The sequence below is a fragment of the Sediminicoccus sp. KRV36 genome, from assembly GCF_023243115.1.
Classification (GTDB): domain Bacteria; phylum Pseudomonadota; class Alphaproteobacteria; order Acetobacterales; family Acetobacteraceae; genus Roseococcus.
In genome coordinates this window covers 4,375,685-4,395,512 of sequence record NZ_CP085081.1, presented here as the reverse complement: position 1 = coordinate 4,395,512, position 19,828 = coordinate 4,375,685, and the positions used below count along the sequence as shown (strand labels likewise).

At 68.9% G+C, this 19,828-nt stretch carries 17 protein-coding genes; 7 read left to right on the top strand and 10 right to left on the bottom strand.

The window, feature by feature from the left end; genetic code table 11:
- Positions 1-197: 197 nt before the first annotated feature.
- From LHU95_RS20950 to LHU95_RS20935, 4 genes are all read left to right on the top strand, one after another.
- On the top strand, positions 198-341 hold the full coding sequence (locus LHU95_RS20950; RefSeq protein WP_248708900.1) for a hypothetical protein: 144 nt from the start codon (positions 198-200) through the stop codon (positions 339-341).
- A 350-nt stretch (positions 342-691) separates the two neighbouring features.
- Complete coding sequence (locus LHU95_RS20945) at positions 692-1,708, top strand: NAD(P)/FAD-dependent oxidoreductase (protein WP_248708899.1); 1,017 nt, start codon at positions 692-694, stop codon at positions 1,706-1,708.
- A complete protein-coding gene (locus LHU95_RS20940) occupies positions 1,705-2,343 on the top strand; it encodes a DUF938 domain-containing protein (RefSeq protein ID WP_248708898.1) in 639 nt (212 codons plus the stop codon). The genes LHU95_RS20945 and LHU95_RS20940 overlap by 4 nt, the downstream gene beginning before the upstream one ends.
- Positions 2,344-2,555: 212 nt before the next feature.
- The gene (locus LHU95_RS20935) at positions 2,556-7,340 is read left to right on the top strand and encodes a Calx-beta domain-containing protein (RefSeq protein WP_248708897.1); all 4,785 of its coding nucleotides are present in this window, start codon (positions 2,556-2,558) and stop codon (positions 7,338-7,340) included.
- Between the two features lie 133 nt (positions 7,341-7,473).
- On the opposite strand, the gene LHU95_RS20930 is transcribed toward LHU95_RS20935, so the two are convergent.
- The 8 genes from LHU95_RS20930 to nrdR all read right to left on the bottom strand — a co-directional run bounded on the left by LHU95_RS20930 (position 7,474) and on the right by nrdR (position 14,072).
- Entirely contained in the window at positions 7,474-8,682 is a 1,209-nt protein-coding gene (locus LHU95_RS20930) for an MFS transporter (protein ID WP_248708896.1), read from the bottom strand.
- Complete coding sequence (thiL, locus tag LHU95_RS20925) at positions 8,679-9,620, bottom strand: thiamine-phosphate kinase (RefSeq protein ID WP_248708895.1); 942 nt, start codon at positions 9,618-9,620, stop codon at positions 8,679-8,681. The genes LHU95_RS20930 and thiL overlap by 4 nt, the downstream gene beginning before the upstream one ends.
- 60 nt (positions 9,621-9,680) lie before the next feature.
- Entirely contained in the window at positions 9,681-10,181 is a 501-nt protein-coding gene (gene nusB / locus LHU95_RS20920) for a transcription antitermination factor NusB (protein ID WP_248708894.1), read from the bottom strand.
- Positions 10,178-10,669 carry a 6,7-dimethyl-8-ribityllumazine synthase gene (gene ribH, locus LHU95_RS20915; protein ID WP_248708893.1) on the bottom strand — a complete coding sequence of 164 codons (492 nt, stop codon included), beginning with the start codon at positions 10,667-10,669 and terminating at the stop codon, positions 10,178-10,180. Before ribH ends, nusB begins: the two co-directional genes overlap by 4 nt.
- Positions 10,670-10,691: 22 nt before the next feature.
- Positions 10,692-11,816 carry a 3,4-dihydroxy-2-butanone-4-phosphate synthase gene (ribB, locus tag LHU95_RS20910; protein WP_248708892.1) on the bottom strand — a complete coding sequence of 375 codons (1,125 nt, stop codon included), beginning with the start codon at positions 11,814-11,816 and terminating at the stop codon, positions 10,692-10,694.
- Complete coding sequence (locus LHU95_RS20905; protein WP_248708891.1) at positions 11,813-12,415, bottom strand: riboflavin synthase; 603 nt, start codon at positions 12,413-12,415, stop codon at positions 11,813-11,815. Before LHU95_RS20905 ends, ribB begins: the two co-directional genes overlap by 4 nt.
- A 5-nt stretch (positions 12,416-12,420) precedes the next feature.
- Positions 12,421-13,533 carry a bifunctional diaminohydroxyphosphoribosylaminopyrimidine deaminase/5-amino-6-(5-phosphoribosylamino)uracil reductase RibD gene (gene ribD, locus LHU95_RS20900; protein WP_248708890.1) on the bottom strand — a complete coding sequence of 371 codons (1,113 nt, stop codon included), beginning with the start codon at positions 13,531-13,533 and terminating at the stop codon, positions 12,421-12,423.
- 86 nt (positions 13,534-13,619) lie between these two features.
- Complete coding sequence (gene nrdR / locus LHU95_RS20895) at positions 13,620-14,072, bottom strand: transcriptional regulator NrdR (protein WP_248708889.1); 453 nt, start codon at positions 14,070-14,072, stop codon at positions 13,620-13,622.
- 310 nt (positions 14,073-14,382) lie between these two features.
- Here nrdR and LHU95_RS20890 point away from each other — a divergent pair, with 310 nt between their 5' ends.
- The gene (locus LHU95_RS20890) at positions 14,383-16,686 is read left to right on the top strand and encodes a glycosyltransferase family 61 protein (RefSeq protein WP_248708888.1); all 2,304 of its coding nucleotides are present in this window, start codon (positions 14,383-14,385) and stop codon (positions 16,684-16,686) included.
- Between the two features lie 129 nt (positions 16,687-16,815).
- On the opposite strand, the gene LHU95_RS20885 is transcribed toward LHU95_RS20890, so the two are convergent.
- On the bottom strand, positions 16,816-17,235 hold the full coding sequence (locus LHU95_RS20885; protein WP_248708887.1) for a CBS domain-containing protein: 420 nt from the start codon (positions 17,233-17,235) through the stop codon (positions 16,816-16,818).
- A gap of 85 nt (positions 17,236-17,320) precedes the next feature.
- Complete coding sequence (locus LHU95_RS20880; protein ID WP_248708886.1) at positions 17,321-18,289, bottom strand: tripartite tricarboxylate transporter substrate binding protein; 969 nt, start codon at positions 18,287-18,289, stop codon at positions 17,321-17,323.
- Between the two features lie 145 nt (positions 18,290-18,434).
- Here LHU95_RS20880 and LHU95_RS20875 point away from each other — a divergent pair, with 145 nt between their 5' ends.
- A complete protein-coding gene (locus tag LHU95_RS20875) occupies positions 18,435-19,055 on the top strand; it encodes a DUF1194 domain-containing protein (RefSeq protein ID WP_248708885.1) in 621 nt (206 codons plus the stop codon).
- Positions 19,056-19,116: 61 nt separating this feature from the next.
- The gene (locus LHU95_RS20870) at positions 19,117-19,791 is read left to right on the top strand and encodes an RraA family protein (protein WP_248708884.1); all 675 of its coding nucleotides are present in this window, start codon (positions 19,117-19,119) and stop codon (positions 19,789-19,791) included.
- The last annotated feature ends 37 nt before the right edge of the window (positions 19,792-19,828 follow it).

The window sequence follows — 19,828 nt, the reverse complement described above, 5'->3', positions numbered from 1 at the left end:
GGTCAGGCTGGCCCACCGCATGCGGGCGGGGGGTGTTTGGCAGCGTGATGGGGATGGGTCAATACACCCGACCCGTATTCGGACCCCGCGCTCGCAGGCTCGGCCGCCAAAATTTGTTGCGTGTTGCTGGAACCATTGGGCTTCCCGGACGTTTCAACGGCATTCCCGGCATAGGGCCGGAATTCGGATCGAGAAACATGAGCAGAAATTCAATCATTGCCCTGGTCGGCATCCTGGGCGTCGTGCTCGGCGTTGGCGGCTACTGGCTCTATATGGATCAGAACCGCAGCGGGGTTGAGCTCAATGTGGGCGGCCGCGGCATCACCATCGAAACGCGCTGAGACGCGGCAACCCTTAGCGGCATGCCGAGGGGCGGCTGGCCCCTCGATCATCCGCCGATTGCAGCACCCTGCGCGTTGAAGAGGGGCTGGGCGGCCAGCGGTGACTGGCCGCAAATGCGGCTATGCCGCGCGCCCCTCGGGCTCATCACCGGCTGAAACTCCGGGCGCCCGTCAAGTTGCGCGACGCCTGTCCCATATCCGCCGCGGCGCGCGCCGCCAGGTCAGAACCCTGCGGGGGCCGCGCGCTGGCTCCGCTCCCCGACACCTTGCCGGATCTGGCGGCGAGGCTCCCGTGTTCCGGCCCGCCCTGAAGGCTGGACGGCAGCGGCAAAGCCGGGCATGGGCGAGGCATGAGCGAGATGATCGAAACCGACGTGGCCATCATCGGCGCGGGGCCCTGCGGGCTCTTTGCAGTCTTTGAATGCGGCATGCTGAAAATGCGCTGCGTGGTGGTGGACACGCTGGAGGAAATCGGTGGCCAATGCGCCGCCCTCTATCCCGAAAAGCCGATCTTCGACATCCCGGCCCACCCGCAGATCGCCGGGGCGGCGTTGATCGAGCGCCTGGCGGAACAGGCCGCCCCCTTCGCGCCGCGCTATCTGCTCAACCAGCGTGTCGAGTCGCTGGCACCAGTGGAGGGCGGCTTCCGGCTGACCACCAGCGCCGGCACCGAGTTGCGGGCCAAGGCCGTGATCATCGCGGCCGGGGCCGGCGCCTTTGGCCCGAACCGCCCGCCGCTGGATCATCTGCCCGGCTACGAGGCCAGCGGCGCGGTGCGCTACATGGTCACCAGGCGCGAGGAGTTTCGCGGCAAGCGTGTGGTGATCGCCGGCGGCGGCGACAGCGCTGTGGATTGGGCGCTGAGCCTGAAGGATGTGGCGGCCAAGGTGGTGGTGGTGCATCGCCGCCCGAAATTCCGCGCCGCCCCCGAGAGTGCCGCTCAGCTCGAAGCCGCGGCCGCGCGGGGTGAGGTGGAGATGGCCATCCCCTATCAGCTGCACGGCCTGGAGGGCGACGGGTCGAAGCTCACCAACGTCGTTCTCGCCACACTCAAGGGCGAGGAGTTGCGCGTCCCCGCCGATCACCTGCTGGCCTTCTTCGGCCTCTCCATGGAACTGGGGCCCATCGCCGATTGGGGGCTGGGGCTGGAGCGCAGCCACATCGCCGTCAATCCCGCGACCTGCGAGACGAATATTCCGGGCATCCATGCGATTGGCGACATGGCGACCTATCCGGGCAAGCTGAAGCTGATCCTCCAGGGCTTTTCCGAGGCGGCCATGGCGGCGCACGCGATCCATCCGCGCGTCTTCCCGGGCGAGGCGCTGCATTTCGAATATTCCACCAGCAAGGGCGTCCGCGCGGCGTGACCACACCGCAAGTGCCTGGGCCGGACGAAGCTGGGCCGGGTGCGGCGGATGCGCGCCGCTTCGCCCCCGCCGCCGCGCGCAACCGCGATGCGCTGCTGGCCTGCCTGGCCGGCATTCTGCCCCAGGCCGGCCTGGTGCTGGAGGTGGCCTCTGGCACGGGGGAGCATGCGGTGCATGTCGCGGCCAGCCTGCCCGGCCTGATCTGGCAGCCCAGCGACCCTGCGGCGGAAGCGCGGGCCAGCATTGATGCCTGGGCGGCCGGGGTGGCGAATATCCGCCCGGCCCTGGCGCTGGATGCCAGCGCCTGGCCCTGGCCCATCACGCAGGCGGATGCGTTGCTCTGTGTGAACATGATCCATATCGCGCCCTGGGCGGCCTGCCTGGGCCTGCTGCGCGGGGCCGGGGCGATCCTGCCGCCCGGTGCGCCCCTGGTGCTCTACGGCCCCTTTATCCGCGCCGGGATCGAAACGGCGGCGAGCAACCTCGATTTCGATGCGAGCCTGCGGGCGCGCGACCCCGCCTGGGGCCTGCGCGCGCTGGAGGATGTGGCGGCGGCGGCATCGGGCTTTGGCCTGGAGCAGGTGATCGAGATGCCGGCGAACAACCTGACGGTGGTGTTTCGCCGGCTTGGCTGAGGCGCTGCGGCGAGCTCGCGCGTCTCATTTCCCGAGAATTTCCATTTGCATCCGGCGAGACCAGCGGAGATCAGCCGGTGATTGAATAGAAATGAGACAATCTTCGCTTTTTTGAGTAAATGCGCATTCTTAAGTCAAAATTGGCGCAGAAAGAGGATTGCACAACCCAGGATGGAGCGGCATGTTGAGCAGGCCCTGGGGGGGGCTTACTCATGTTTACACAAGCGAATTTCTCGATTTCAGGCCAGTGGGGAACGGGCCTGATCGGCAAGATGAGCGTCTCCAACAATGCCGAGACGCTCAATAATTGGACAATCTCCTTTGATGTGCCGTTCCAGATCGCCAATATCTGGGACGCCACCATCCTGAGCCAGACCAGCCTCGGCAATGGCGCCACACGCTACGTCGTGGGCGCCGCCGGCTGGAATGGCACGGTGCCCGGTCATGGCGAAATCAGCTTCGTGTTCGAGGGGCGGGCCGACGCCAATATCGTCCCGCAGCTCAGCGGCATCAGCTTCGGTACGGTCGGGGCGGCCGCAGCGCAGCCCGCCGTCTCGATCAGCGACGCGACCCTGCAGGAGGGCCAGGCCGGCCCGCGGGAACTGGTGTTCACCCTCTCCCTCTCGCAGCCATCCACCGAGGCGGTGACCATCCCCTGGTCCACCCGGGACGGGACGGCGATCGCCGGCAGCGACTACGCTGCCGCCTCCGGCAGCGTCACCTTTGTCCCCGGCGAGACCAGCCGCACCATTTCCATCACCCTCTTCGGCGATACCGCCATCGAAGGCGATGAGAGCTTCAGCCTGGTGCTCGGCACGCCCATCGGCGCCAGCATCGCCGATGGCAGCGGCCTCGGCACCATCCTGAATGATGATGTGCCGCCCAGCCTGTCCATCGCGCAGGCCCAGGTCACCGAGGGGGATGCCGGCACGCGGCAGATGGTCTTCACCATCACCCTCTCCCAGCCCGCGGATGGCCCCGTGACCGTCGCCTACACCACGCGCGACGGCACGGCGCTGGCCGGCAGCGATTATGATGCGCTGAGCGGCAGCCTGACCTTCGCCGCCGGCGAAACCAGCAAGAGCATCGCGGTCACCGTGCGCGGCGACACCGTGGACGAGATTGACGAGAGCTTCGAGCTGGCCCTGAGCGGCCTGACGGGCGCCAGCTTCGCGGCCTCCGCCGGGACGGCCAGCGCTCTAGGCACCATCCTGAATGATGATGCGGCGCCGGTGCTCAGCGTTTCCAACGCCGAGGTGATCGAGGGCGCCTCGGGCACGCGGAACATGGTCTTCACGCTGAGCCTCACCAAGGCGATCGCGCAGAGCGTGACGGCCCGCTTCGCCACGGCCGATGGCACGGCGACGGCCGGCGGCGACTACACCGCCAAGACCGGCACCGTCACCTTCGCGGCGGGCGAGACGAGCAAGACCGTCTCGGTCAGCGTCAAGGGCGATACCGTGATCGAGGCGGATGAGACCTTCGGCCTGCTGCTGAGCAACGTGACCCGCGCCACCCTCGCGGCTGGTGGCGGCATCGGCACCATCCGCAATGATGACCTGCCGCCGCCGGCACTCAGCATCTCCGACGCGCAGCTCACCGAGGGCGATGCCGGCACGAAGCAGATGCTGTTCAACGTCTCGCTCAGCCGGGCCGCGACCAGTGCCGTCAGCGTCACTTATGCCACCCAGGCCGGCACGGCTGCGGCGGGCAGCGATTTCACCGCCGCCAGCGGCACGCTGAGCTTTTCCGCCGGCCAGGTGAGCAAGACCATCGCGGTGACTATCCGCGGCGATACCGTGGTGGAAGCGGATGAAAGCTTCACCCTGCTGCTCGGCACCGCGACGGGGGCCACCATCCTGGATGGCAGCGGCCTGGGCACCATGCTGAATGATGATGTGCCGCCCAGCCTCTCCATCAGCGACGCGCAAATCACCGAGGGCAATTCGGGCACGAAGCAGATGCTGTTCACCGTGGCGCTCAGCCGCGCCGCGACCAGTGCCGTCAGCGTCACCTATGCCACCCAGGCCGGTACGGCCCTGCTTGGCACGGCCACGGCCGGCAGTGATTTCACCGCCGCCAGCGGCACGCTGAGCTTTTCCGCCGGCCAGGTGAGCAAGACCATCGCGGTGACCATCCGCGGCGATACCGTGGTGGAGGCGGATGAGAGCTTCTCCCTGCTGCTCGGCACCGCGACAGGGGCCACCATCTCGGATGGCAGTGGCCTGGGCACCATCCTGAATGATGACCTGCCGCCCGTGACCATCGCCGTCTCCGACGCGCTTCTGAGCGAGGGCGATGTCGGCACGAAGCAGATGCTGTTCACCGTCTCGCTCAGCCGCGCCGCGACCAGTGCCGTCAGCGTCACCTATGCCACGCAGGCCGGCACGGCTGCGGCGGGCAGTGATTTCACCGCCGCCAGCGGCACGCTGAGCTTCGCGGCGGGCGAAACCAGCAAGACCATCGCCGTCACCATCAACGGCGATATGGATGTCGAGGCGGATGAAACCCTCACCCTGCTGCTCGGTACCGCGACGGGTGCGACGGTGGCGGATGGCAGCGGCCTCGGCACCATCGCCAATGATGATGTGCCGCCCCTCCTGACCGTCACTGACGCGCAGGCGATCGAGGGCGATGCGGGCAGCAGGCAGATGCTTTTTACCGTGGCACTGTCCCGCGCGGTGACCGCGCCGGTCAGCGTCACCTACGCCACGCAGGGCGACACGGCGACCGCCGGCAACGACTTCACCGCCAGCAGCGGCACGCTGAGCTTCGCGGCGGGTGAAACCAGCAAGACCATCGCCATCACCATCAACGGCGATACCGATGTCGAAGCGGATGAGAGCTTCACGCTGCTGCTCGGCACCGCGACGGGTGCGACGGTGGCGGATGGTAGCGGCCTCGGCACCGTCATCAATGACGATGTGGCGCCCATGCTCACCATTGCCGATGCGCAGATTGCCGAAGGCCAGGCGGGGGCTTCGCAGATGCTCTTCACGGTGACGCTGTCACGCGCGGTGAACGCGCCGGTCAGCGTCAGCTATGCGACGCAGGCCGGCACCGCCATCGCCGGCAGCGACTTCGCCGCAAGCAGCGGCACGCTGGACTTCGCGGCCGGCGAGACCAGCAAGACCATCGCGGTGGCGGTCCTGGGCGATACCGCGGTGGAAGCGAATGAGAGCTTCAACCTCCTGCTCGGCCCCGCCACCGGCGCCACCATCCTGGACGGCGCCGCGCAGGGCACCATCCTGAATGACGACGTGGCAGCCGCTTCGGGCGATACGGTGAATTTCCGCGTGGCCGAGAGCTGGTCCGGTGGCTTCATCGGCGAGATGACGGTGGTGAATGATGCCATCGCGCTGGATGGCTGGACCGTCGCCTTCGATGCGGCGATCACCATCAAGAACCTCTGGAATGCCCAGGTCGTCAGCCATGTGGGCGATCACTATGTGATCGGCAATGCCGCCTATAACGGCAATCTCGGGCCACTCGGCACGGCCACCTTCGGCTTCGATGTCGCGGGCACGGATCTGCCGCGCAACATCACCATCAATGGCGGCGCGCCGGCACCCGCTGTGCCTGGCCTTTCCATCGCGGATGCAAGCCTGACGGAGGGCGATGCGGGTGCGGGGCTGATGAATTTCACCATCAGCCTCTCCGCCGCCTCGGCCAGCGCCGTCACGCTGCATTACGCAACGGCCGACCGTACCGCCGCGGCCGGGCTGGATTACCAGGCCGCCTCGGGCGAGCTGACCTTCGCCCCGGGCGAGCTGTCGAAGGTCATCTCCGTCGCGGTGCTGGGCGATGTGCTGCGGGAAAGCACGGAGAGCTTCAGCCTCACGCTGAGCGCGCCCATCGGTGCCAGCCTGCTGGATGCCTCGGCCATCGGCACCATCCGCGACAATGACGCCCCCGCCGCGACGCTGCCCTCGGCCGGCTATTATTCCACCAGCGGCAACCAGATCATCGATTCCCATGGCGATCCGGTGCGGCTGCAAGGCGTGAACTGGTTCGGCATGGAGGGCTATCTCGGCACGCCCGATGGCCTGCATGCCCGCAACTGGCAGGACATGATGGACCAGATGGTGGAGGTGGGCTTCGACACCATCCGCCTGCCCTTCAGCCTGCAGAATGCGCAGCCCGGCGCCATGCCGCAGAACATCAACCTTACGCTGAACCCTGACCTGCAGGGGCTTTCCAGCCTGGGCGTCCTCGACAAGATCGTGGGTTACGCGGGCGAGATCGGGATGAAGATCATCCTGGATTGCCATCGCTCCAGCTCAGGCGCGGGGCCCAACCCGAACGGGCTCTGGTATGACCAGAGCTTCTCCGAAGACCAATGGGTGAATACCTGGACCAGCCTCGCGCAGCGCTATGACGGCAACTCCACCGTCATCGGCATGGATCTGCAGAACGAGCCGCATGGCGCCACCTGGTCCGCCTGGACCGATGCGGCGGAACGGGCCGGCAACGCCATCCTGGCGGTGAACCCCGAGCTGCTCATCATCGTCGAGGGCGTGGGCAATTACGCGGGCGACTACTACTGGTGGGGCGGCCAGCTGGAGGGCGTGCGGGATGATCCCGTGGTGCTGCAAGCCGCCAATAAACTGGTCTATTCGCCGCATGACTACCCGAACTCGGTCTATCCCAACAGCTGGTTCGAGGGGCCGGACTTCAAGGAAAACCTGCCCAACGTCTTCCGCGAGCATTGGGGCTTCATCTACGAGGAGGGCATCGCCCCCGTGCTGGTCGGCGAATTCGGCACCAAGCTGCTGGATAGCCGCGACGTCGCCTGGCTCGATGAGCTGACGCAATATGTGAATGGCGATTTCAACACCGATGGCCTGCTGGACATCCCCGATACGGAGCTGGGGATGAGCTTCACCTTCTGGTGCTGGAACCCCAATTCCACCGATACGGGCGGCATTCTCAATGACGACTGGACCACGGTGAACCAGACCAAGCTGGCGGCGCTGGAGTCCATCCTGTTCGGCTGAGGTTTTGCGCCGAATCATAAGAGCCTCCGGCGGCTGGGGCCATTGGCCCCAGACCCCATGCCCGGGCCAAATCCTCTGAACTCAAGGGGTCTGGGGCCCGCGGCCCCAGCCGCCGGAGGCCCTTCCCCCTGGCCTACCGCGCCACGGCCGCCGCGGTCACCCCGCGCGATTTCTGCCAGGCGAGCAGCGCCAACGCCGCCACCAGCGGCGGGATCAGCGTGAGGTTCAGCAGGCTCCAGCCGAAGCGGGCATGCACATAGCCCGAAAGGAAGGCGGTGCAGGCGACGGTGCCGAAGACGATGAAATCATTCGCCGCCTGCGCCCGCACCCGCTCATGCGGCGCATAGGCCGTGGCGAGCAGGGAGGTGGCGCCCACGAACATGAAGTTCCAGCCGACACCCAGGATGGCGAGGCCCACGGCGAAGTGCCAGAAGCTCTCGCCCAGCAGCGCCACCACGACGGATGCAGCGGTCAGGCCCGCACCCGCCACGATGATGGGCCGCACGCCAAACCGCGCGATGAGATGGCCCGTGACAAAGCCCGGCGCGTACATCGCAATGGCGTGCGCCTGGATGACCGTGGCCGAGGCGCTGACCGAGAAGCCGCAGAACATCATCTCCAGCGGCGTTGCCGTCATCGCCAGGTTCATCGTCCCATAGGCGACAAGGCCCGCGACAACGGCGGTGACGAAGGCCGGGCGGCGCATGATCTCACCCACCGGGGTGGTCACCGCCGCGCGGGGCGGCGTGGGCGGAAAGATGAGCCCGGTCAGCAGCGTGATGCAGATCAGCGGCAGCAGGGCCAGGGCCAGGTAGGTCGCCAGGAACAGATAGGGCGCGAAGGCCTGGTAGGTGTGCTTCACCAGCTCCGGCCCGAAGGCCGCCGCCAGCACCGGGCCCGCCATGACGAGGGCGATGGCGCGCGGCCGATAGGCGGGTGTTGCGGCCTCGGCCGCGGCGAAGCGGTAATGCTGAGCGATGCCGAAGCCGGCGCCCGCAAAGGCCGAGCCCAGGCAATAGACGAAGAAATCCTGCATCCACACCCCCAGCGCGAAGGTGAGGGAGCCGCAGATGGACACCATCGCGCCCAGCAGGAAGCCGGTGCGCCGCCCGTAGCGCCCGAAGATGATCGAGGCGGGGATGGAGGCGGCCATCACGGCCGTCATCTGCACCGCCATGGGCAGGGTGGCCAGCGCGGGATCGGCCGAGAGGCTGTGGCCGATGATGGCGCCCATCGCCGCCTGGCCCACCATCGTGGCGTTCATGAGGGCCTGGCAGAAGAAGAGCCGCCAGATGGTGGCCTTCATGGCGCGCTCCTGGGCGCGATCATTGATGTCAGTCACACGTGGCTCCAGCCGAGCTTTTGGGGCGTGATATCCGCGCCCTCCCTGTCGCGCAGCGTCACACGGGGCGCACCCGCGGTGAAGCGCCCGAGGCGCGTGACAGGCGTGCAGGCGGCGAGACCCGCGGCCTCGACCCCTGCGCGGTCCTGGGGGGAGGCGGCAAAGAGAAGTTCGTAATCATCGCCGCCGGTCGCCAGGGCGGCGATGGGTGCGGCGGCATCCGAGACGGGGATGAGTTCGGCCTGCACCTCCGCCGCGCAATCGCCCGCGCGGCACAGATGCGAAAGATCCTGCAACAGGCCGTCCGAGACATCCATGCACGCCCGCGCCAACCCACGCAGCGCCAGGCCGAGCGCGAGGCGGGGTTCGGGCAGGCGGTAGCGGCGGGCCAGGGCGCCATCGGGGTCGGGCCATGCGCCGCGTGCAGCGCGTAGCCCGAGATACCCATCGCCGATCCGCCCGCTGACCCAGAGATCATCGCCCGGCCGCGCGCCCAGGCGGCGCAGCGCGGCCCCTGGTGGCACATGGCCGAGGATGGTGATGGACAGGCTCAGGGGACCGGGGGTCGAGACGGTGTCGCCGCCCAGCAGCTGCAGGCCGAATTCCCGCTGGTCCAGCCCCAGCCCCGCGACAAAGCCATCCAGCCAGGCCTCATCCGTGGCGGGCGTGAGGGCGATGGTCATCAGATAGCCCAGCGGCGCCGCCCCCATGGCGGCGAGGTCACTGAGGTTCACCCGCAGCAGCTTGCGCCCGATGGTCTCGGCCGGGTCATCTTCCAGGAAATGCACGCCCGCCACCATGGCATCGGCCGAGAGCACCAGTTGCTGGCCCGGCGGCGGCGTCAGCAACGCCGCATCATCCAGCAGGCCCAGCGCATCCGCGCCGGCCAGCGGCCGGAAATGCCGGGCGATCAGCCTGAATTCAGCCGGTGCGCTCATGGACGTTGGCCGGAGCTGCTGGAAGCGGCGGTTCCGGGTGACAGAGTCGCCCTGCCGTTTCTAGAATTCCTCGGCCCGCAGCGCTCGCGCCAGCGCATCCAGCACCCCGTTGCAGAAGCGTGGCTCCTCGCCGCCGAAGAAGCCATGCGCCACATCCATGTATTCCTTGATGACGACGCGCGCCGGCGGCCCGCCCATGTCGCGCATTTCGCCCGCCGCCGCGCGCAGGATGGCGCGCAGCACCGGATCCAGCCGGTTCATCGCCCAGCCCGCCGCCAGGTGGGCGGCGATGAGCTGGTCCAGATCCTCGGTCTGGGTGGCGGCGCCCCGCATGATGCGCGCAAAGAGCGGCACATCCGCCTCCTCCACGCGGCCATCCTCGAAGCCCTGCTGCCCGGGCGCGCTGCCCAGGCGATGGCGCACGAACTGGTCCAGCACGGTCTCGATATTGTCGCCCGATTGCTCGGTCTGGAACAGCGCCTGCACGGCGGCGACGCGCGCGCCGGTGCGTGGGCGGCCCCCCGCGGGCTTGTCGCCCGGCGACTTTTGCGCGGCTTTCATCCCAGACCCCATTTGCGCCGCAGCGCCACCTGCATCAGGGCGGCCTGCGCCGCCTCGGCGCCCTTGTTGTGCCGATCCTGGCGGGACCGCTCGATGGCCTGCTCGATCGTGTGCACGGTGAGCAGGCCAAAGCCGATGGCCGCCCCGGAATCGGTCGAGATGCTCATCACGCCCGAACAGGCTTCGCGGCAGATATGGTCGTAATGGTCGGTCTCGCCGCGCACGACGCAGCCCAGCAGCACGAAGCCATCCCAGCGCGGCTCCTCGTCATCGGCATCCAGCGCCATGCGCAGGGTGGCGGGCAACTCGAAGGCGCCGGCCACGTCCACGACTTCCAGCAGGCCGCCCGCCTCCGCCACCACGCGTTCCACGCCCTGGCGCATGCCGCAGACGATCTCGTCGTAATAGGGCGCCTGGATCAGCAGGATGCGCACGGGTGCGCCGGGCACCTGCACCGTGTCGCGCTTGGGGCCATCCACGGTACTCATTGATCTTCTCCGAAGCAGGGGTTCACGCGGTTTCCCCCACAACGGGCCGGGTGGCAACGACGCGCAGGCCCCAGCCCTCCAGCCCCACCAGCGGGCGCGGGTGGTTGGAGAGGCGGATGATGTCGGTCACGCCCAGATCGGCCAGGATCTGCGCGCCCACGCCGTAGTCGCGCAGCTGCGGGGTCGCGTTGTTGTCGCGGTTGCGGCGGACATGGGTGCTGATGCCATCCCGCCGGTAGTCGCGCAGGATGACCACCACGCCACGCCCCTCGGCGGCGATGGTCTCCATCGCGCCATGCAATTCGCGCACGCCCCGCCCACCCACCATGTCGGTCATCAGGTTGGCCGCGTGCATGCGGGTGAGGACAGGTTCGGGCCCGGAGATGTCGCCCTTGATGAGGGCCACATGCTCGCCCGATTCCAGGGCGGAATTATACACCACGAGGCGCCAGTCACCGCCCACCGCATGGGCGATCTCACCTTCCTCCACGCGCGTCACCAGCCGTTCCGTGCGGCGCCGATGGCCGATCAGGTCGGCGATGGTGCCGAGCTTCAGGCCATGCATCTGCGCGAAGGCCACCAGATCCGGCAGGCGGGCCATGGTGCCGTCATCATTCATGATCTCGCAGATGACGCCGGCCGGGTTGAGCCCGGCGAGGCGCGCGAAATCCACCGCCGCTTCCGTGTGGCCCGCGCGGATCAGCGTGCCGCCTTCGCGCGCCACCAGCGGAAAGACATGGCCGGGGGTGACGATATGCTCGCGCCCCAGCTCCGGATTGATGGCGACCGCCACGGTGCGCGCCCGGTCTGCGGCGGAGATGCCGGTGGTGACGCCGTCCCGCGCCTCGATGCTGACGGTGAAGGCCGTCTGGTGCCGCGTGCCATTGGATTGCGCCATCAGCGGCAGGGCCAGCTGCTCCACCCGCTGGCGCGTCATGGCGAGGCAGATCAGCCCGCGGGCGAAGCGGGCCATGAAATTGATCGCGTCCGGTGTGGCGAATTGCGCGGGGATGACGAGGTCCCCCTCATTCTCCCGGTCCTCGTCATCCACCAGGATGAACATCTTGCCGCGCCGGGCCTCCTCCAGGAGTTCCTCGGTGGGGGTGATGAATTCATGATAGGTGGTGGTTTTGGTCGCAACGCTCACGCGCGAAACTCCATCAGCCGAGCGACATAGCGCGCCAGCGTATCAATCTCGATATTCACCGCATCGCCCGGTTGCAGCGTGCCAAAGCTGGTCACGGCGGCGGTGTGTGGGATGATGTTGACCCCGAAGCTCTCCGCGTCAACCTCATTGACGGTGAGCGAGACGCCATCGATCGCCACACTCCCCTTCACGGCGATGTATTTCGCGATGTCACGCGCCACGCCGAAGCGCCAGCGGACCGAGGCGTTTTCCGGCACGGCGGAGAGCACGCGCCCCACCCCGTCCACATGCCCCGAGACCAGGTGGCCGCCCAGTTCATCGCCCAGCTTCAGGCTGCGCTCCAGGTTCACGCGCCCGCCCGCCCGCCAGCTGCCCATCGTGGTGCGGGCCAGCGTCTCGGCGCTGGCATCCACGGCGAAGCTGTCGCCATTCAGTTCCACCGCCGTGAGGCAGATGCCCGAGCAGGCGATGGAGCAGCCCAGGGTTGCACCCGCCAGGAATTCAGGCGCCACGCCGATGACCAGGCGCATGTCATGCCCGTCGCCGATCGGCTGCACCTCGCGCAGGGTGCCCAGGGCCGTGATGATTCCGGTGAACATGCGCCTTACTCCTTCACGAACTCGCTCATCACATCCGCACCCACCGGCCGTGTCTCCGCCAGGCGGAAGCGCGGCATGGCGGCCAGTGCGGCCACTCCCAACGGCCCCAGGCTGGCCACCCCCTCGGCCCCCATGGTGCCAGGGGCATGGAACCAGACGAGCCGGTCCACAAGCCCCGCCCGCAACAGGGCTGCGGCGAGCCCGGCGCCGCCCTCGGCCAGCACGCGGGTGACGCCGCGCGCGGCGAGCGCGGCCAGCATGGCGCGGGGCTGCAGGCCGCCGCCCCCCTCGGCCGTCCTGGGGGCCCGGCGGATGGTCACCACCTCCACCCCGGCACTGATGTAGGGTGCCAGCGCCGAAGGGCTATGGCCGGCGCCGGTCAACAGCCAGCTGGGCTGCATCCGGGCCTCGCGCACCAGCCGCGCGCCGGGCGGGGTGCGCAGCCTGGCATCGGCGATGACGCGCAGCATCGGCACGGGGTCCATCCCGGCGATGCGGCAGGTGAGGTCCGGGTCATCGCTCAGCACCGTGCCGCTGCCCACCATCACCGCGTCATGGCGGGCGCGCAGCGCATGCACGGCGCGGCGGGCGGCCGGGCCGGTGATCCAGCGGCTCTCGCCCGTCCGGGTGGCGATGCGGCCATCCAGCGTGGAGGCGAGCTTGAGGGTGACCAGCGGCAGCCCCTGCGTGACGCGGCGGATGAAGCCCGCATTCAGCGCCGCGGCCTCCTGGCCGAGCAGCCCTTCCTCGACCGTGATGCCGGCCTGGCGCAGGCGGGCGAAGCCACGCCCATCCACCCGCGCATCGGGGTCGCGCAGGGCCACCACCACCCGCGCCACGCCGGCGCGGATCAGCGCATCGCAGCAGGGTGGCGTGCGGCCGTGATGCGAGCAGGGTTCCAGTGTGACATAAGCGGTGGCGCCGCGCGCCAACCCGCCCGCCCGCTCCAGCGCCTGGGTTTCGGCATGCGGGCGGCCGCCGGGCTGCGTCCAGCCCCGGCCGACCACGGCGCCATCCTGGACCAGCACGCAGCCAACCGCCGGATTGGGCCAGGTGTTGCCCAGGCCGCGGGCCGCGAGTTGCAGGGCCGCGCGCATATGGGCAGCGTCATGCTCCATGGCGAAGCGTCCAGGGGGTGCGGCCCCTCGGGTACCGCGCCGGGGCCGAAATCCGCGCGGCGTTCAGCGCATTCCGGCAGTTTCCCTCAGGGGGCATCCAGGCCGCCCAGGAAGGCTTGGAAATCCTTCGCCTCGGAGAAATTCTGATAGACCGAGGCGAAGCGCACATAGGCCACCTGGTCCACGCCCTTCAGCGTTTCCATCACCATCTCGCCAATCCGGCGCGAGGGGATTTCGGCCTCGGTCTCCATTTCCAGGCGGCGCTGGATGCCGTTGAGGATGCGCTCGATCCGCTCATCATCCACCGGCCGCTTCCGGCAGGCGATCTTGATGGATTTCGCCAGCTTGTCCCGGTCAAACGGGACGCGGCGGCCATCGGTCTTGAGCACCGTCAATTCGCGCAGGGTCACGCGCTCGAAGGTGGTGAAGCGGTTGCCGCAGGCGGGGCAGAAGCGGCGGCGACGGATCGAGGAGCCGTCCTCGGAGGGGCGGCTGTCCTTCACCTGGGTCTCGTCATTCCCGCAATAGGGGCAGCGCATCAGCCAGCCTTCCGGAGGGTTGTCATCCAGCGGTCCAAGGTCACGCTGTTTCCTCGCACCTATAGCCGCCGCGCACAACGGATGGAATCGGCTGGCCCCCCCCTGCTGGCCCCCCCCTGCTGGCCCCCCCCTGCTGGCCCCCCCGGCTGGGCCTACACTGCGGTTTGCAAATCCGGCACGGATTCGGCACAGCTATCCAGGCTGCGGCCTGCATCGGCGCAAAGGAGCCAGACTTGCCAGTCCTGACCTGCCAGCGACGCACGCCACGCGGCCGCCATGGGCCACAGAGGGCGCCGCAGGTGGCATGGCCATGAGCGATGCGGCGGCGAGCGATGCCCTCGCGCTGGCCATCCGGCAGGCCCTGGGCCGCAAGCCGCAGCGCGCCCGTGCCTATTGGGCTGAGCGCCGCCAGCGGGAGCCGCAATGCCCCGTCGCCTGGGCAATGCTGGCCGATTGCGAACTGATCCGCGGCAAGCCGCACCGCACGCAGGCCCTGCTCGCGCAGGCGCGGGTGCTATGCCCGGAGCACCCCCTGCTGGATGTGGTCGCGGCCAGGCTGGAAGGCCAGCGGCAGGATTGGGCGGCCGCCGAGGGCCATTGGCGCAGCAGCCTCGCCCATCGGGACGCGCCGCGCGATGCCTGGCTGGGCCTGCATGGCGTGCTGCTGCGGCAGGGGGAGGCGGCGGCAGCCGATGCGCTTTGGCGGGACGCGACCCTGCCGGCCGAACCCAGCGCCCAGGCGCCGCTCCTGCCGGGATGGCAGCTGCATTGGTGGTCCAGGGCGGCGGCGGCCGAAACCATTGCCATCCAGGCGCAGGCGCTGGAACCGGAGGTGGCGGGCGAGACCCTGTTCCGCCAGGCCCGCGCGCTGGCGGTGACCGGTCGCCTTGCCGAGGCGGAAGCCCTGCTGGGCGGTAGCAACGCCGATGCGGTGCAGGTCGTGGTCTTGCTGGCTGAATTGGCGCAGGCCCGGGCCGATTGGCCGCGCGCGGTGGAACGCTGGACCCATGCCCTGCGCTTCCCGCCCGGGGAACTTCAGTCCAGCCTGCTGCTGGCCGCCCGGCCCAGCGCCGCCTATCCGCATCTGTGCCTGGCGCAAGGCCTCGTGGCACTCGGGCGCATGGGCGAAGCGGCGCAAAGCCTTCAGCAGGCAGCGCGCCTCGGCGGCGAGGGGGAGGGGCCCTTCCACAAACTGGCGGCCAGCGTGGCCGCGGCACAGGCCGATTGGCCGTCCCTGCAACAGGCCTGGGCCAAAGCCATCGCGCAGGAAGGCCCCGGGCGGGAATTGGCGATCGCCGGTCTGAGTGCCGCCTGGCGCATGGTGGTGCTGGGCGGCGCCGAGCCGGCACCGGGGGAGGCCTTCTTCACCGCCCCGCCCGAGGTGCGGGCCGAAAATGCGCGGCTTCGCGCCGGGCTGGAGGAGCTTCGCCGCGGCCCCCTGGTGGCCGTGCCCGGCATGTCGGTGGTGCGGGATGCGATCCTCATGCCGCATCTGCCATCCAAGGCGGAATTCCTGGCCGGGCGTCCCTCACTGGTGATGCGCGGCGGGGTGTTCGATGCGGCGGGCCGCATCCTGCCTGCCGGCATCCAGCTGGGCGCCGCCGACCATCAGCCGGAGGAGGTGATCGGGCCCGTGGCGGCCTTTCCCATGCTGCAAGGCCGCTGGCTGCTCGGCGCCCCCGCCTTCTGGCCGCACATCGGCCATTTCGCTTTTGATTGCATGGGCCGCCTCTGGGCCGCCGAACGCAGCGGGCTGGAGCTATCGGGCGTGCTGTACATGGCCGGCCAGGCGGGCGTGACCGCGCAGCGCGAGCTTGATTTTGTCGGCATCAGGAATGGCGCGAATGAGATCAGGAAGGAAAAATATCAATATCTCCGGGACTTGATCGAGATCTTCACCGGCAAGCCCGACTTCATGATCGCCGATGGGCCGCTCCGCATCGAGGAATGCGTCATCGCCGACCAATTGCTGGCCTATGACCACCGGAAGGGTGCGGGCCATCCGCTGTTCCGCGACTTCATCCGCCGGAAAGTCGAGGCGTGCCTGCAGGGCAGCGCTTCGGCCTGGGACAGGATCTATGTCTCACGGGCCAAATTCTCCGCCCTGCGCGGCCCGCTCTGCGGCGAGGCCGTGCTGGAGGACGAACTGCGCGAAGAGGGCTATTTCATCATGTACCCGGAGCTGCTGACCATCCGGCAGCAGCTTGAGCTGTACCGCCATGCCAGCAAGCTGATCTTCTCGGCCGGTTCGGCCGTGCATATCGCGGCGCTGGCCCAGACGGGCGATCAGGACATCGCCGTCATTGGCAGGTTTCCGGGGCAGCGCAACTTCATGCGGGCCGCCTGGGCGCAGATGGAGGCCATGGGCGCGCGCCGCATGGTCTGGGTGGAGGCCATCCAGGGCATGTTCCGCGCCACGCAGCGCAAGCAGCGCGTGTTCGAGGCGCCGCATGCGCTCGATGTGGAGCGTGTGAAGCAGGCACTGCACGCCGAAGGCTTCGTCAGCTCCCCGAGCAGCCGCACAGCGGCCGTCATGCCAGCGGTGCGGGACAGCTTCATCGAGCGGCTCAACGCGGAATTTCCTGGCGAAAGCTATGCCTTCATCGAGCGTTAGGCCCTGTGGACACTTACCTTAACCACAGGATGGTAGCGGTGGATGCGCCCTGGGCGCGCGTCGGGCGGGCCAGCACCCGCCCGCAGCATCCCGGCTGGCCCGCGCGGGGGCGGCCGAAGCGGTGGCGTGTCAGCGCAGCACCTCGAAGAAGCCCGTCTCCTCATCCATCCGCCGATGCTCCTGCGCACGGAAATCATAGCGGGAGACGATGCCGAGCAGATGGCCATCCTCCACCACGGGCAGGTGCCGGAAGCCGCCATCCTCCATCAGGCGCAGCGCGTCATGGGCATGGTGATGCGGGCTGAGGCAGCAGGGCTCGGCGGTCATCACCTGGCCCACCAGGGTGCGCTGCGGGTCCAGCCCCACGGCCAGCGCATGCACCGCATCCCGACCGGTGAAGATGCCCAGCAGGCGTTGCCCATCCACCACCAGCACGGCACCCACCCGTCGCTTGTGCATGGCGGCGCAAGCCTCCTGCACGGTGGCGCCCGCCGAGCAGGTCAGCGGATTCTGGTGGCGGACCATCTCCGCCATGCTGCGTTGGTGCATGTTCTAGGCCTCCCGATTGGCGGTGATATTGCCATGGCGTGGCAGGCCATGCCTTGCGCTGGCGCAAGCCCAAGCCGCTGGGCGGCTATTCCGGCTGGAAGTTGGCGATGCGCAGCAGATCCTGCGCACGAGCGACATCGCGCTGGATGAAGGCGCTGAATTCCGCCGAGGGCTGGGCCAGCGGCTCGATGCCCAATGTGGCCACGCGGGCCAGCACATCGGCCTCGAACATGCCGGTGCGCAGCACCTCGCCGATGCGGGCCACGATCTCGGCGGGTACACCGCGCGGGCCCCACAGCCCCCACCAGCTCTGGATATCCAGACCCGGCATGCCGGCCTCCTGCGCCGTCGGGATTTCGGGCGCCGCGGCGGAGCGCGCGGCGGCGGTGATGGCCATGCCCTTCACCCGCCCGCCCCGCACCTGGGGCAGGGTGGCCAGGATAGGATCGAACATGAGTTGCGTGGTGCCGGCGACGACGTCGGTGATGGCCGGCGCCGTGCCGCGATAGGGCACCTGCACGATATCCGCCCCCACCTGGCGGATGAATTCGATGGTGGCCAGATGCCCCGCCGCCCCGAGCGAGGAGACGGCGAAGGACCAGTCGCGCGGATTGGCGCGCATCGCCGCGACCAGCTCGGCCAGGTTCGTCTGTGGCCGCTGCCCGTTCATGATCAGCAGCAGCGGCCCCTGGCCCACCCGGATGATGGGCAGCAGGTCCGCCACCGGGTCATAGCCGGGGTTGCGCATCACCAGCCGCGCCAGGATCTGGATCGAGGCGGAGAAGCAGAAGGTATAGCCATCCGGCGCCGATTGCGCGACGAATTGCCCGCCCACCGCGCCATTCGCACCTGCCCGGTTCTCGACGATGAAGGTCTGGCCGAGCTTTTCCTGCAGCTTGCCCGTCGTCACCCGCGCCATGCCATCCGTGGCACCGCCCGGCGTGAAGGGCACGATGACTCGGATGGGGCCGCGGCCGGGCCAGGCGGGCTGCGCCTGCACGGCGGGGGCGGCGAGCAGCGCGCCGGTGGTGGCGATGAGGTGGCGTCGTTGCATCGGGCGCTCCTGGTGCATCGCGGGATCACGAAGCAGGGAAAAACGTGGCAGGACTGGAGTGGCGCAGCAGTTACGAAGCGAAGCTGGCCCAAGGCAAGGAAGATGAGTGGTGTGACAGGATTTCTCCAGCTCCGCGAGGCCCCTGATGGAGCCGGTTGACCTGGCCCTGGTGCTGGCGGTGGATGTCTCGGCCAGCGTGGATTACGACGAATTCGCGCTGATGATCGGTGGGCTTTCGGCCGCCTTCCTGGCCCCCGGGGTGATCGCCGCCGTGGCTGGTGGCCGGCTGGGCGCCGTGGCCGTCGCGGCCCTCTTCTGGTCCGAGGGGGCGGAGGTGGCGCTGGAATGGACGCGCCTTGCCGGGGCCGAGGATGGCGCGCAGATCGCCGAGGCGCTGCTGGCCGCCCCGCGGCTGCCGCGGGCGGGTGCCACGGCCCTGGGCGAGGGCCTGGTCGCCGCACTCGCGCTGCTGGGTCGCTGCCCGGCGCGGGCCGCACGTCTCGTCGTGGATGTCTCGGGCGATGGCGCGGGCAATCGCGGCCGGCCCTCGGGCCCGGTGCGTGATGCGGCGGTGGCGGCGGGGGTGGTGATCAACGGCCTCGCCGTGGTGAATGAGGAGCCTGGGCTGCTGGTGCATTACGCGGCCGAGGTGATCGGCGGCCCCGGCAGCTTTGCCATGGATTGCGCCGATTACAGCGATTTCGCCGAGGCGATCGGCCGCAAGCTGGTGCGCGAGCTGCGCGGGCCGGGAATGGATATCGCCTGAGGCGGGCTTTCCGTTTCGTCCCGCGCGTGGTGGCATGGCGGGAATCCAGGAGGAGTTCCCCATGAGCATCGGCTTTCGCATCCGCCCCGTCACCGCCCGTGTCGCACCCGCCATCATCACCCGCGCGGGCAAGGTGCCGGCCGCCAATATCGGCGATGTGATGAACCGGCTGCAGTCCCTCAGTGGCACCTTCCACAGCTACGGCGCGCATACGCGGATGGTCGGGCCGGCTTTCACCGTGAAGGCGCGCGCGGGCGACAATCTGATGCTGCACCGGGCCGTGGACATGGCCCAGCCCGGCGACATCATCGTCTGCGACGGCAATGGCGATCTTTCGACCGCACTGATGGGAGACCTCATGCTGGGCCACGCGACCAAGCGCGGCATCGCCGGCGTGGTGCTGGACGGCGCGGTGCGCGACGTCGCATCCTTGGCGAAGATGGCGCTTGGCGTCTGGGCGCGCGGCCACACGCCCGCCGGCCCCTGGAAGGAAGGCCCGGGCGAGATCGGCACGCCGATTTCCTGCGGCGGCCAGGTGGTGATGCCTGGTGACCTGATCTGCTGCGACGAGGATGGCGTGGTGGTGGTGCCGATGGATGAGGCGGAAGCCGTGATCGCGGCGGCCGAGGCGCATCAGGCCAAGGAAATCCGCAATGAGGGCGAAATCCAGTCCGGCACCTGGGCGCGTGACTGGGTGATCGCCAGCCTGCGTGAGAAGGGCTGCGAAGGCGCCTGACGAAAAGCGGCGGCGCCCCCTTGAAGGAGCGCCGCCC

Excerpts from the sequence above, each read along its gene's own strand:
- LHU95_RS20950 (WP_248708900.1), top strand. The coding sequence starts at position 198 with ATGAGCAGAAATTCAATCATTGCCCTGGTCGGCATCCTGGGCGTCGTG.
- LHU95_RS20945 (WP_248708899.1), top strand. The coding sequence starts at position 692 with ATGAGCGAGATGATCGAAACCGACGTGGCCATCATCGGCGCGGGGCCC.
- LHU95_RS20935 (WP_248708897.1), top strand. The coding sequence starts at position 2,556 with ATGTTTACACAAGCGAATTTCTCGATTTCAGGCCAGTGGGGAACGGGC.
- thiL (WP_248708895.1), bottom strand. The coding sequence starts at position 9,620 with ATGAGCGCACCGGCTGAATTCAGGCTGATCGCCCGGCATTTCCGGCCG.
- nusB (WP_248708894.1), bottom strand. The coding sequence starts at position 10,181 with ATGAAAGCCGCGCAAAAGTCGCCGGGCGACAAGCCCGCGGGGGGCCGC.
- ribH (WP_248708893.1), bottom strand. The coding sequence starts at position 10,669 with ATGAGTACCGTGGATGGCCCCAAGCGCGACACGGTGCAGGTGCCCGGC.
- LHU95_RS20905 (WP_248708891.1), bottom strand. The coding sequence starts at position 12,415 with ATGTTCACCGGAATCATCACGGCCCTGGGCACCCTGCGCGAGGTGCAG.
- ribD (WP_248708890.1), bottom strand. The coding sequence starts at position 13,533 with ATGGAGCATGACGCTGCCCATATGCGCGCGGCCCTGCAACTCGCGGCC.
- nrdR (WP_248708889.1), bottom strand. The coding sequence starts at position 14,072 with ATGCGCTGCCCCTATTGCGGGAATGACGAGACCCAGGTGAAGGACAGC.
- LHU95_RS20890 (WP_248708888.1), top strand. The coding sequence starts at position 14,383 with ATGAGCGATGCGGCGGCGAGCGATGCCCTCGCGCTGGCCATCCGGCAG.
- LHU95_RS20885 (WP_248708887.1), bottom strand. The coding sequence starts at position 17,235 with ATGCACCAACGCAGCATGGCGGAGATGGTCCGCCACCAGAATCCGCTG.
- LHU95_RS20880 (WP_248708886.1), bottom strand. The coding sequence starts at position 18,289 with ATGCAACGACGCCACCTCATCGCCACCACCGGCGCGCTGCTCGCCGCC.
- LHU95_RS20875 (WP_248708885.1), top strand. The coding sequence starts at position 18,435 with ATGGAGCCGGTTGACCTGGCCCTGGTGCTGGCGGTGGATGTCTCGGCC.
- LHU95_RS20870 (WP_248708884.1), top strand. The coding sequence starts at position 19,117 with ATGAGCATCGGCTTTCGCATCCGCCCCGTCACCGCCCGTGTCGCACCC.